This is a genomic window from Oleiphilus sp. HI0128, assembly GCF_001635365.1.
Genome location: NZ_LWGG01000787.1, coordinates 1 through 12,594 on the forward strand (window position 1 = coordinate 1; position 12,594 = coordinate 12,594).

11 protein-coding genes and 1 other RNA gene are annotated in these 12,594 nt (G+C 45.8%); all 12 read left to right on the forward strand.

Annotated elements, in window-relative coordinates; translation table 11 throughout:
* The first annotated feature begins 101 nt into the window (after positions 1-101).
* Positions 102-468, forward strand: an RNA gene (gene rnpB, locus A3763_RS11185) — RNase P RNA component class A.
* A gap of 298 nt (positions 469-766) precedes the next feature.
* Positions 767-1,210 carry a division/cell wall cluster transcriptional repressor MraZ gene (gene mraZ / locus A3763_RS11190; protein WP_068516386.1) on the forward strand — a complete coding sequence of 148 codons (444 nt, stop codon included), beginning with the start codon at positions 767-769 and terminating at the stop codon, positions 1,208-1,210.
* A 31-nt stretch (positions 1,211-1,241) separates the two neighbouring features.
* A complete protein-coding gene (gene rsmH / locus A3763_RS11195) occupies positions 1,242-2,183 on the forward strand; it encodes a 16S rRNA (cytosine(1402)-N(4))-methyltransferase RsmH (protein WP_068553776.1) in 942 nt (313 codons plus the stop codon).
* Between the two features lie 13 nt (positions 2,184-2,196).
* Positions 2,197-2,598 carry a cell division protein FtsL gene (gene ftsL, locus A3763_RS28605; protein WP_197470004.1) on the forward strand — a complete coding sequence of 134 codons (402 nt, stop codon included), beginning with the start codon at positions 2,197-2,199 and terminating at the stop codon, positions 2,596-2,598.
* Between the two features lie 24 nt (positions 2,599-2,622).
* Entirely contained in the window at positions 2,623-4,344 is a 1,722-nt protein-coding gene (locus A3763_RS11205) for a penicillin-binding protein 2 (RefSeq protein WP_068516380.1), read from the forward strand.
* A gap of 1 nt (position 4,345) precedes the next feature.
* Entirely contained in the window at positions 4,346-5,875 is a 1,530-nt protein-coding gene (locus tag A3763_RS11210) for a UDP-N-acetylmuramoyl-L-alanyl-D-glutamate--2,6-diaminopimelate ligase (RefSeq protein WP_068633069.1), read from the forward strand.
* On the forward strand, positions 5,868-7,259 hold the full coding sequence (gene murF, locus A3763_RS11215) for a UDP-N-acetylmuramoyl-tripeptide--D-alanyl-D-alanine ligase (RefSeq protein ID WP_068633067.1): 1,392 nt from the start codon (positions 5,868-5,870) through the stop codon (positions 7,257-7,259). Before A3763_RS11210 ends, murF begins: the two co-directional genes overlap by 8 nt.
* Positions 7,259-8,341, forward strand: a complete 1,083-nt coding sequence (gene mraY / locus A3763_RS11220) for a phospho-N-acetylmuramoyl-pentapeptide-transferase (protein WP_068633065.1) — start codon at positions 7,259-7,261, stop codon at positions 8,339-8,341. Before murF ends, mraY begins: the two co-directional genes overlap by 1 nt.
* An 8-nt stretch (positions 8,342-8,349) precedes the next feature.
* Positions 8,350-9,693 (forward strand): UDP-N-acetylmuramoyl-L-alanine--D-glutamate ligase, encoded by a 1,344-nt coding sequence (gene murD, locus A3763_RS11225; protein WP_068633063.1) that lies wholly within the window; start codon positions 8,350-8,352, stop codon positions 9,691-9,693.
* Complete coding sequence (gene ftsW / locus A3763_RS27580) at positions 9,690-10,907, forward strand: putative lipid II flippase FtsW (protein ID WP_231872175.1); 1,218 nt, start codon at positions 9,690-9,692, stop codon at positions 10,905-10,907. The genes murD and ftsW overlap by 4 nt, the downstream gene beginning before the upstream one ends.
* Complete coding sequence (gene murG / locus A3763_RS27585) at positions 10,900-11,982, forward strand: undecaprenyldiphospho-muramoylpentapeptide beta-N-acetylglucosaminyltransferase (RefSeq protein ID WP_068633061.1); 1,083 nt, start codon at positions 10,900-10,902, stop codon at positions 11,980-11,982. Before ftsW ends, murG begins: the two co-directional genes overlap by 8 nt.
* Positions 11,975-12,594: UDP-N-acetylmuramate--L-alanine ligase (gene murC, locus A3763_RS11240; protein WP_231872176.1), on the forward strand; the 620-nt coding region annotated here is incomplete at its 3' end. The genes murG and murC, both read left to right, overlap by 8 nt.

Sequence of the window (12,594 nt, forward strand, 5' to 3'; positions counted from 1 at the left end):
CTAACGAGTATTAGTAATGTTCGCATTGCTACGGTTCGAGATTAGTTATATTTATCTATTCTTTTCTTGAATTATCTGTATTTCCGTAATACTGTTATTCCTGAGTTTGCCAGGCAATCGCTGCTTAGCTGAGTTTTCAGCATGAGGAGAGGAAAGTCCGGGCTCCACAGAGCAGAGTGCCAGGTAACCCCTGGGGGGCGAAAGCCTACGGAAAGTGCAGCAGAAAGTGAACCGCCTAAGTTCTAGCCTTGGCTAGGAACGGTAAGGGTGAAAAGGTGCGGTAAGAGCGCACCGCATGACTGGCAACAGTTCATGGCGATGGTAAACCCCTCTCGGAGCAAAACCAAATAGGAATTCGTTGGCGTGGCTCGCGCTGAATTCGGGTAGGTTGCTTGAACTAAATGGTGACGTTTAGTCTAGATGAATGATTGTCCACGACAGAACCCGGCTTATCGGCAAACTCTTTACTTTTCCTAGTTAAAAAAATCCCCATTTCTTGTCTTTTAATAAGAAAAAAATCTTACTCTTAAAGTGGTTTCTTAAGTTTTCACGCTATCTTTTTGTTGTTAAAAGATAAGAGTCTCTCTGTGCCTTCCGATTTTGCCTATATCTCTCTAAGTTATTGTGTTTTTTGAGTATTTTTCCCTTTGGCTACCCGTCTATTTTGCTTGATTTGTGGAGTTCTAGTTCCTATAGTGGGTAAAAGTAGAAAAAAGTGGTTAATTTTGGGTATTTTTCAGTTTTTTGTGGGTTTCGAGGCGTAATTTTGTTTTTAGGTAGTCACGCAATCAATATGGATGCTAAAGGTCGCATGGCGATTCCGACTAAGATTCGGGAATCGTTGGCGTCTTTTTGTGATGGCCGTATTGTTGTGACTGCGCATACTGAGGAGCGCTGCTTGCTCGTCTACCCAGAAGATCAATGGAAAGAGATATTGCCTCAAATTGAAAGCCTGCCAAGTTTCAACAAGATTGCGCGACGCACTCAGCGTTTGTTGATTGGTTATGCGACGCCTTTGGAAATGGATGGGAATGGGCGAATTCTTGTGCCGCCAACACTTAGAGAGTATGCAAATCTCGAGAAGAAGTTGATGTTGGTGGGTCAAGGAAAGAAGTTTGAGCTTTGGAGTGAAGACAGTTGGTTTAATTGGTTAGATGAAGCAGATCAGGATGATGATATTCCTGAGCAAATGCTGAATTTGTCTCTGTAATGTATATGTTGATTGAATTGGACACATTGGTATGAGTTGTGAGCAACATATGCACGAGACGGTGCTATTACAAGAAGCAGTTGACTTATTGGTGACGAATTCTTCAGGTGCCTATGTTGATGCAACCTTTGGTCGTGGTGGGCATAGCTCAAAAATACTAGAAGCTTTGGATAAAGATGGCTCGTTGATCGCTATTGACAAAGATTTGGAAGCAATATCTGCGGCACAGAGTCGATTTGTTGATGAAGAGCGATTTTCGATTGTGCACGGCTCCTTCGCAGATATTCGTGAGCATTTGAGAGTTTGTGGGCAAGAGAAAGTTTCGGGCGTGTTAGCGGATTTGGGTGTGTCATCTCCGCAGCTTGATAATGCTGAGAGAGGCTTCAGTTTTATGAATGATGGTCCGCTAGATATGCGGATGGATACCACGCGCGGAGTGAGTGCCGCACAGTGGATCAAAGAGGTCGATGAGAAAGAGATGGTTCAGGTATTTTTCGATTATGGCGAAGAAAAGTTTGCTAGGAAAATAGCTAGAGGTATCAAAGAGGCATTGCTGGGTCAGGAAATTGATACGACTGCAAAACTGTCGAAAATAGTGAAGGACGCGAACCCGTCTTGGGAAAAACATAAGCACCCGGCGACCAGGGTGTTTCAGGCTATTCGAATTAAAGTTAATGATGAATTGAGTGATTTAGAGCGATTGCTGGACGAAGCAAGTGAGAGTTTAGCAGTCGGTGGCCGTTTAGTTGTTATTAGCTTTCATTCACTCGAAGATCGTATTGTTAAGCGCTTTATGCGTGAAAAAGCAAAAGGTGATGCGCCTCCGCCGGGGGTGCCCGTTTTTGAAAAAGATATTGTTCGAGGCTTTAAGCTAGTTGGAAAGGCGATTAAACCGAGTAAAGCAGAAATAGAAAATAACGTTCGGGCGCGTAGCGCTGTAATGCGAGTGTTGGAGAGAGTTTCTGATGAATAGGCTTATGTTGTTAATGTCTAGATTGACGTCGGTAGTTCGCCACGGTGAACGCGGCGTTGAGGCGGTGCGGGAAAACTCTTCAGAGATGACGGTGATGGAGCGAATGGCTTTGGCCCTAGATGGCTTGCTTCATTTGTTAAGGCAGGTTTCCTTTAAAGGTTTTGTGGTGACCGGCATGTTGTTACTGATAATCGTCTTGTCAGCAATTGGTGTTGTGTACTCTTCTCACTTGAGTCGGCAGCTATTTGCAGAGCAAGCAATTTTGCTAGAAAAAAATGATCAGCTTCAGCTCGAGTGGGCGCAATTGTTATTAGAACAAAGTGCATGGAGCTCGCCTAATAGAATTGAGTCAGTGGCGCGCGAAAGCTTGGGTATGGAAGTGCCAGAAACTGAAAAAATCCAGTTAATTTACTAACTATAAATAAAAGAGTGCTGATTAGTGAATCGCTCAAAAGACATTTCTAAAAGCAATTTAGCCTGGCGGTATTGGTTTCTGCTGGGCTTTTTGGCTTTGTGTGGTCTCGCACTTTTTTATCGTGCGATAGACTTGCATGTTTATGAGCAGGCATTTTTAGCAGAGCAGGGTGATGCACGTACTATTCGCTTTGAAACGCTGGATGCTCATCGTGGCGTAATTATGGATCGCCATGGTGTGCCTTTGGCGGTTAGCGCTCCGGTTGAAACGGTTTATGCAGATCCTCGTTATCTGAACTTGAATGTTGCCCAAGCTAAAGCCTTGGCTGAAGCGCTTGGACAAAGCTATGAGAAACTGGCCGACAAGCTAGAGCGCAGCAAAAATAGGCACTTCATCTACCTTAAGCGAAAAATGGCGCCTCATGAAGTAAGCAAAGTGCTTGCTTTAAATTTAGATGGGATCTATAGCAAACGAGAATACAAGCGATACTATCCAGCGGGTGAAGTGGCTGCTCATGTTGTCGGTTTTACTAATATTGATAAGCACGGCCAGGAGGGGATTGAACTCTCCTATGATGACTGGCTAAGCGGCGAACCGGGAAAGCGCAGAGTCCTGAAAGACAGAAAGCAGCGAGTGATCAAAGATTTTGGTGCTGTAAAAACAGCTAGCCCAGGAAAGGATATTCGTTTGAGTCTAGATATGAGGATTCAATATCTGGCTTATCGAGAACTCAAGGCTGCCGTCGAGACTCATAAAGCGAAAGCCGGGTCGATAGTCGTACTCGACATTCACTCAGGCGATGTTTTAGCGATGGCAAATCAGCCCTCCTATAACCCAAATAATCGTAGCAATATAAATGTTGCGCATTTGAGGAATCGAGCGATCACCGATGTATTTGAACCGGGCTCGACGATGAAGTTAGCAACGATAGCCGCGGCATTAGAGACAAACAAATACACACTGAATACCCGCCTGGATACATCTCCGGGTTATTTGCGTTTAGGGCGTAAGTCAATTCGAGATCACAGAAACTACGGTGAGCTAAGTGTCCTTAATATTATTGCCAAAAGTAGTAATGTTGGAACCAGTCGTATAGCGCTGGATCTTAGTGGTGATGTCGTTTGGGATATGTTTAGCCGGCTTGGTTTTGGGCAGGGAACGGGAATTGGCTTTCCTGGAGAGAGTATAGGTTCTTTGCCAGACTCTTCGCATTGGCAGCCAATTGAAGTTGCAGCCATGTCTTATGGTTACGGTCTGAATGCTACCGCACTGCAACTTGCCCAAGCTTATATGATATTAGGGAATGGTGGTGTAAAGCACCCTTTGGGTCTTGTTTATCGTGAAGAGCATTACCCAGGAGAGCAGATTTTGAGCTCGGATGTTTCTGATTCCTTGAGAAAAGCTATGAAGGCTGTTGTTGCCAAGGGTGGAACAGGAACGCGAGCGCAATTGCCAATGTATGAAGTCGGAGGCAAAACGGGCACTGTTCACAGTGTAGGAAGCTCGGGTTATGAAGAGAGCCAGTACAAAGCGCTGTTTGCCGGCGTCGCGCCAATAGATAAACCCGAAGTCGCCATGGTGGTAGTGATCGATGGTCCGCAAGGTGCGGAATATTATGGTGGTGAGGTTGCGGCGCCAGTTTTTTCACGAGTTGTGAATGGCACGATGCGCTTGCTTGATGTCAGCCCCGATAAAGAAAGTTCAGCCTTGTCTTCTGGCAAATCAATTTTAGCGAGCAGAGGGTAGTATGCAAAATATCTATGCTCACTCATTGGTTGATTTGCTCCGAGGTATTTGTAATGTGCCTGCAGCGCTGGATACACGAGTTTCAGGTATTTCGATCGATAGTAGAAAAGTTCAAAAAGGTGATGTGTTCATTGCGATTGCTAGTGATGAAGCTCAGCTTGAGCTGTACGTTGCAGAAGCTATTGAACGCGGTGCAAACGCAGTACTACGCGATGGAAATACTAACTGCCGAATATATGAAGATAAAGCAGCGATAGAGATCTGCTTGCAGGGCCTTCGCCAGAGTATGGGAGAGATAGCGGCTCGCTTCTTCTTTAGGCCAAGTGAAGAAATTAAAGTAATCGGTGTCACCGGTACGAACGGCAAGACCTCAGTAGCAAACTACCTTGCCTCTTACATATCCCAAGGACCGCATAAGTGTGGCGTGATGGGAACCTTGGGTTATGGCTTGCTTGGTGAGGAGACGGAAGCTCTGGTTGCGACCGGTTACACGACACCCGATGTGATCGAGGTGCATCGGCATTTGGCTAATATGCGTGACGCGGGTGCAAAGTTTGTAGTGATGGAAGTATCTTCGCACGGCTTATGTCAGAACCGGGTAGATGGCGTCCAGTTTTATGGAGCAGTGTTCACCAATTTGACTCGTGATCACTTGGATTACCATGGTTCAATGTCCGACTACGCGCAAGCCAAGCAGAAGCTATTTCAGAACACGAGCTTGGCCTTTGCAGTACTAAATCGAGATGATGACCTGTTCAGCGATTTTAAAGCCGCTGTTACGCCAGGCACAAACATTACGAGTTATGCGGTTTCAAGTAAAGCTGCTGATGTTGCGGTATTGACGAACGAGCTTTCGTCATCGGGTATACACGCATTGATCAAGGCTTCAGTAGGTCAGGTAATGATCGACTCCCCATTGCTGGGCGAATTTAACTTAAGCAATTTGTTAGCTGTGCTTGCAGCTGCCACGGCGATGAACGACCTCGAAAGCGTTGAGTCGCGAGTTAAAAAGATTAAAGCGGTTGATGGCCGTATGGAAGTGCTTCGGTCTGTGAATCAACCTACAGTCGTAGTTGATTATGCACATACACCTGATGCTTTGGAAAATGTACTTAAAACGCTAGCGCCTCTTTGCAGTGGCTCTCTAAGGGTGATATTTGGTTGTGGTGGTGACCGTGATCAAGGAAAACGCGCCGAGATGGCAAGAGTTGCCGAAGCGCTTGCAGATGACATTGTCCTCAGTGATGACAATCCACGAGGAGAATCACCAGAAGCGATCATCGCAGATATTTTAGCGGGCTTTGCGCAGCCATCGAAGGTGGAAGTGATACACGAGCGACGAATGGCAATACAGAAAATGCTCGAAAAGTCAGTAGCAGATGATGTCATTCTTGTGGCGGGTAAAGGTCATGAAACGTGGCAAGAAGTGAAAGGTCAGCGCCACTACTTTAGTGATATCGAAACTGTGCGTGAATTGATTTCGGGAGCAGCTGTTCTTCCTAAGGCGCTAGAGGAGGTCATTAATGATTGATGTCATGACTTTCTCCTCTTTGGCTAAAGCTTTGCCGGGTACTTTATTGGGTGATGATACGGGCTTTACTTGCCTATCTATTGATTCACGTACCGTTAACGAAGGTGATGTTTACTTGGCCTTAAAGGGCGAAAGATTTGATGGGCATGAATTTATTGTTGATGCGCTGCGAAAGGGCTGTGCAGGTGTTATTGGCGAACAAGATTTAGCAAGTGTATCGCAGTATATCGAAGATGAGGGGATGACAGCCAAACAGATTTCATATTTACAAGTTAACGATACTGACAAAGCGCTTGCTTCAATTGCTTCACTTAATCGACAGAGGTTTTGCGGAAAGTTAGTTGGTTTGACGGGGTCAGCAGGCAAAACCAGTACTAAGAATATGTTGAAAGCTGTTTTATCAGAATACGGCAAGACCGCGGCAACGAAGGGTAATTTCAATAACGAAGTGGGTGTGCCGTTAACTTTGTTAGACATAAATGCTGAACACCAGTTTTCAGTTGTGGAAATGGGAGCGAGAGCGAAAGGTGATATTGCCTATCTAAGCAATATGGCCCGACCAGATGTTGCAATGGTTTTGAATGCTGGCAGCGCTCACATTGAAGTATTTGGTGATTACGAAGCGATCGTCGAAGGCAAAGGAGAAATTTATGACTCCTTAAGCGCTGACGGCGTTGGAATAATAAACTTCGATGACCCAGCCTATATGACTTGGTTAGAGCGCTTGGGAGGAAGGCAAAGTTTGTCTTTCTCACAGGAAAGTGAAAATGCGGATGTCTTTGCAAGTGATGTTGAATGTGAAGCCGAAGGAAGCTGCTTTACATTGAATTATCACGAAGAGAGCGTAAGGGTTGGTTTGCCTGTGCCAGGTTTGCATCAAATCCAAAATGCTCTCGCAGCAGCGACTGCTGCAATTGCTGTTGGATGCGACTTGGAAGGTGTAGCAAAAGGCTTGGCAAAGGTTGAGTCGACAGAAGGGCGTATGAACACAGCTTTCATTAATGACATCACTTTATTAGACGACAGTTACAACGCAAATCCGGCTTCGATGAAAGCAGCCCTTAATGTCTTGTCTATGCAGGCGGGGTATCGAATTGCCGTGCTGGGTGAAATGGCTGAACTTGGTGCGCATGCGCATGACGCGCATATAGATGTAGCGACTTATGCGCTTGAATTAGGAATCGAAGAGTTTTGCTTGATAGGGCAATACGCAAAACAGATGAGTGAAAGTATTGGTGAGAATGCATTGGTTTTTGAAGACAAAGCCTTGCTTGCAGAGCACCTAGTGAAAGATCAGCACAAAAATAAGATCGTGATGATCAAAGGGTCCAGAAGCGCAGCAATGGATGAAGTTGTAAATTTAATTAAGAGAAGAGTTCACTAATGCTGTATTGGTTGTCATCCGTTTTATCTGAAACATTTGGGTTCTTGTCGGTGTTTCAGTATTTAACCTTGCGAGGAATCCTAGGGGTTTTAACTGCCCTGATGATTTCCTTATGGGTTGGCCCGATGATGATCAAGAAGTTGAGCCATTATCAAATTGGTCAGTCTGTAAGGGACGATGGTCCTCAGTCTCACTTAAGCAAAGCGGGTACGCCAACGATGGGCGGTACTCTAATCATTGTTGCTGTGGCGATTAGTACTTTGATCTGGGGAAATCTGGGTAACAAATATGTCTGGATTACACTATTCGTGACACTGTCATTCGGTGCGATTGGTTGGGTAGATGACTATCGAAAAGTGGTTGAAAAGAACTCTAAAGGTTTACCAGCGAAAGCAAAATACTTTTGGCAGTCAGTTTGTGGTGGTGCTGCGGCATTGCTTTTGTACTTTACAGCAGATCTACCTCAGGAGACCGCGTTAATTGTACCGGTATTTAAGGATTTTGTTTTTGATTTAGGGCCCATGTTCATCGTCTTAAGTTACTTCGTCATCGTTGGGACAAGTAATGCCGTCAACCTGACGGACGGTCTTGACGGCTTGGCGATTATGCCTACGGTTCTCGTGGCGGGTGCCTTAGGTATTTTTGCGTATGTATCAGGTAATAGTGTGTTTGCGGAATATCTACATATCCCTTATCTGCCAGGTACGGGTGAGTTAATCGTTTTTTGTGGTGCCTTGTTAGGTGCCGGTTTGGGCTTTCTTTGGTTTAACACCTATCCCGCTCAAGTATTTATGGGGGATGTTGGCGCCTTAGCGTTGGGTGCCGCCTTGGGTGTTGTCGCTGTGATGGTAAGGCAGGAAATTGTTTTATTCATTATGGGGGGCGTATTTGTGATGGAAACCGTATCGGTCATTCTGCAGGTCGCTTCGTTTAAATTGACCGGGCGCAGAATATTTAGAATGGCTCCCTTGCATCACCATTTTGAATTAAAAGGTTGGCCAGAGCCTCGTGTAATCGTACGTTTCTGGATAATCACCGTGGTATTGGTATTAATTGGTCTTGCGACCCTGAAAGTTAGATAAGGCAAGCTGTGAATACAATTGTGACAGATAAGAAAGTCGTTATTGTCGGTCTTGGTAAGACCGGGCTTTCGTGCGTGCGCTTTTTAGCGTCGCAAGGCTGTCAGCTATGTGTCATGGATAGCCGTGAAGAGCCGCCCGGGCTTGAAGGCTTGCATGCTGATTATCCGAATGTTCAATGTATAACAGGTGGCTTTGACCAAGAGCTTTTGTGCTCAGCAACTGAAATCATTCTGAGCCCGGGAATTGCCCTGGCAACACCAGAAATCCAGGCCGCTATCAAAAGCGGTGTGCGAGTTCGAGGTGATATCGACCTGTTTGCTGAAGCCGCTAAGGCGCCGATTGTTGCGATTACCGGCTCTAATGGTAAAAGTACCGTCACAACTTTGCTGGGTGAAATGGCAGAGCAGGCAGGGCTAAATGTTGGTGTTGGTGGAAACCTAGGGACCCCAGCACTTGAGTTACTAGATAACTCAAGTGAGCTATATATTCTAGAACTATCCAGTTTTCAGCTAGAGACGACAGATCATTTAAGTGCAGAAAGCGTTGTTATGCTAAATCTCTCTGAAGATCATATGGATCGCTATGAGAGCAAAATTGCATATTTACAGGCTAAGCAACGTATATTTTTTGGCGCTAAAAAAGTCATTGTTAATGATGATGAGGTGCTCAGTCAGCCCTTACAAGCTGAAGGAATGGAGCTGCTTCACTTTGGCTTGAATAGAGCAGACTTAAATAAGTTTTCCTGTATGGACATTGATGGCCAGCGTCATCTAGTGAAGGGCTTTGACAGTATTTTGCCCGTAAAAGATTTGAAGATCTGCGGCGAGCATAATCTTTCGAACGCGCTAGCTGCTTTGGCATTAGGAACATCTGTTGGCTTGCCTATGGATGCGATGGCGAATGCTCTGAAAAGTTATAAGGGGCTACGTCACCGTTGTCAGCATATCAGGTCTGTAGACGGTGTTGATTATATCAATGACTCAAAAGGAACGAATGCGGGTGCAGCCCAAACAGCCATTAGCAGTATTGGTGCGAATTTAGATGGAAAGGTACTGCTAATTGCCGGAGGCGATAGTAAAGGTGCTGATATTTCCGGCTTGCTCGAGCCTATGCAAAAGTTTGGGAAACTGGCGCTGCTATTTGGACAGGATGCGGAGTTAATAGAAGCTGTTTTAAAAGATAAGGTTGAAACGCTTCGTGTTGCTAACCTGGAGCAGGCAGTTCAACAAGCCAAGGCTCGGGCAGAAGAAGGTGACGCTGTGTTGTTGTCTCCAGCATGCGCAAGTTTCGATATGTTCAAAAGTTACGAGCAGCGAGGCGATATGTTTGAGCAGGAGGTTTTGGCCTTATGACACTTTCTATCGCTAGAGCTGGCATGCCTGGATTGCTGCAAAGCAAAGACTCGCTTCGCATTGAGCCACGTACAGATCATGTCATGTTGTTCGTTAGTGTTCTATTGCTGCTGACTGGCTTGATTATGATTGCATCGGCTTCGGTAGATATTGCGGATGCCAGAAATGGAAACCCATTTCACTATGTGATTCGCCACGGCATTTTCATTGTCTTGGGTTGTATCGCCGGCGTATTTACTTACCAGTTGCCATCTTCGTGGTGGCAGAAGACTGGCTGGCTTGCGCTGAGTTTGTCTTTACTAATGCTTTTGGTGGTCATTCTCCCAGGCGTTGGTAAAACAGTTAATGGCAGTACACGCTGGATTAGTTTAGGTAGCTTGAATTTTCAGCCTTCTGAATTGGCGAAGCTTTTGTTGGTGGCTTATCTCGCAGGCTATTTAGTGAGACGTTTAGATGAGGTGCGTACAACATGGTGGGGCTTTGCAAAGCCGATGTTGGTCTTGGCTTTGGTTGCCTTATTGCTGCTTAGTGAGCCGGACTTAGGTTCTACCGTTGTAATTGGTTGTGCCTTTCTGGGAATGATTTTCCTCAGTGGTGCGAGATTAGGGCAGTTTATTATTCTGATTCTAGGCTGTTTAGCATCTGTGGCCTTACTGATTTATTCGCAGCCCTACAGATTAAAGCGTTTAGTGGGCTATACCGATCCTTGGGCAGATCCCTATGGTAGTGGATATCAGGTGATTCAGTCTTTGATCGCATTTGGGCGTGGGGACTGGTCGGGCGTAGGTTTAGGCAACAGTATTCAAAAGCAATTTTACTTGCCCGAGGCTCATACCGATTTCGTTTTTGCCATTATGGCAGAAGAGTTTGGTTTGATTGGTACATTGCTTGTTGTTTCGTTGTTTGTCGTTTTGGTCTACAGATCCTTACGCATAGGCTATTTGGCAGAAAAGAAAAAGCAATTATTCAGCGCCTATTTTGCCTACGGCATTGGCATCTTATTCGCGGTTCAGTCTTTTATAAACATAGGCGTCAATATGGGCTTGCTACCGACTAAAGGCCTGACGCTGCCATTGGTAAGTTATGGCGGTAGTAGCCTGATTGTGAGTTGTATGTGTATAGGCGTGTTGTTAAGAATTCACCGTGACCTGATGGCGATTGAAGATGAGCCAGACTCAGAACAGACCAAAGACAAGGAGCTTATCCATGCGTGATAAAACATTCCTTGTGATGGCTGGTGGCACTGGCGGGCATGTATTTCCAGCCTTAGCAACGGCAAAGAAACTAATGAGCCGCAATGAAAAAGTTGTTTGGCTAGGTTCAGTCGGTGGTATGGAAGAGCGAGTAGTGCAAGACGCTGGAATCCCTTTTTACGGTATTTCCGTCAGTGGTGTTCGCGGTAAAGGCATATTAAGCAAAGCTTTAGCACCCTTGAAGATCGCTAAAGCCGTTTTCCAGGCTTTATTAGTGCTTAGGAAAACAAGACCCGATGCCGTGTTAGGTATGGGAGGCTTCGCTTCTGGGCCTGGTGGCTTGGCGGCAAAACTCTTGGGTAAGCCTTTATTGGTTCACGAACAGAATGCCGTAGCAGGAATGACCAATAAAGTACTCGCGAAAATGGCAGATTCAGTGATGTCAGCTTTTCCTGAAGCCTTTGAAGATGCGAGTAAAGTTGTGCTGACTGGCAACCCATTGAGAGATGAAATCTGCGAGTTATTTTATTCAAGCAAAGACAGTGTTTCGAAATCTGGGCCGATCAGAGTGCTGGTGTTGGGTGGGAGCCTTGGAGCTGCCAGACTAAACGAAGTGCTCCCTGGTGCGATGAGCTCTTTGGGGGCAGAAATTAGACCGGAAATTTGGCACCAGACAGGGCGTAATAAGTCCGAAGGCGTGGCTGCAAGTTATGAAAAGTATGGTGTCAAAGCTCAGGTAAGTGAGTTTATTGATGATATGGCCGCAGCCTATCGCTGGGCTGACTTTGTGATCTGTCGAGCCGGTGCTTTAACCATATCTGAACTATGTGTGGCGGGCTTGGGAGCGATCCTCATCCCTTATCCTCATGCGGTCGATGACCACCAAACGCTCAATGCCCAGTATATGACCAAGGGCGGTGCGGCATGGTTATTAGACCAACAGGATTTGAGCGAGTCGACCTTGAGTGAGGTCTTGGCTCCTTTATTTAGTAAACCCGAGAGAATATCGATTTTGTCCGAGGCAGCAAGAAAATTAGCCAAAGCAGACGCAACAGAGAATGTAGCCAGTGAATGTAGGAGAGTCTGCTATGCCTGATAAACCAAATGCGAGTGTACTAAAGCATGCAGGAAGCATGGTATTGAGTGAAATTCCAGAGATGCGCCGTATCAGTCTGATCCATTTCGTAGGTATTGGTGGCGCGGGCATGTGCGGAATTGCAGAAGTGCTACGTAACCAGGGTTACCAAATCTCGGGTTCAGATTTAAATGAGTCAGCAGTGACAAAACGACTCGCTTCATTAGGAGTGAAAATCTATTTTGGGCATGATGCGGAAAATGTCGCACAAGCCGATGTAGTAGTGGTTTCTTCTGCGATTGATGAAAACAACCCGGAAGTGGCTGCAGCCAGAGAGCACCGTACGCCAATTGTTCCGCGAGCAGAAATGCTGGCTGAAATAATGCGTTATCGTCACGGTATCGCGATTGCGGGAACGCATGGCAAAACAACTACAACCAGTTTGATTGCATCGGTACTCGCCGAGGCAGGTTTAGACCCTACGTATGTGATCGGTGGTCGCTTAAATAGCGCGGGTACCAATGCAAGTCTGGGTGGGTCTCGATACCTGGTTGCTGAAGCAGATGAGAGTGATGCGTCATTCTTGCACCTTACACCGATGATTTCAGTGGTTACAAATATCGAAGCGGATCA

What these genes read in the sequence shown, in the direction of transcription:
- murG (WP_068633061.1), top strand. Translation starts at nt 10,900, where the DNA reads ATGCGTGATAAAACATTCCTTGTGATGGCTGGTGGCACTGGCGGGCAT.
- ftsW (WP_231872175.1), top strand. Translation starts at nt 9,690, where the DNA reads ATGACACTTTCTATCGCTAGAGCTGGCATGCCTGGATTGCTGCAAAGC.
- rsmH (WP_068553776.1), top strand. Translation starts at nt 1,242, where the DNA reads ATGAGTTGTGAGCAACATATGCACGAGACGGTGCTATTACAAGAAGCA.
- mraY (WP_068633065.1), top strand. Translation starts at nt 7,259, where the DNA reads ATGCTGTATTGGTTGTCATCCGTTTTATCTGAAACATTTGGGTTCTTG.
- murF (WP_068633067.1), top strand. Translation starts at nt 5,868, where the DNA reads ATGATTGATGTCATGACTTTCTCCTCTTTGGCTAAAGCTTTGCCGGGT.
- A3763_RS11210 (WP_068633069.1), top strand. Translation starts at nt 4,346, where the DNA reads ATGCAAAATATCTATGCTCACTCATTGGTTGATTTGCTCCGAGGTATT.
- ftsL (WP_197470004.1), top strand. Translation starts at nt 2,197, where the DNA reads ATGTCTAGATTGACGTCGGTAGTTCGCCACGGTGAACGCGGCGTTGAG.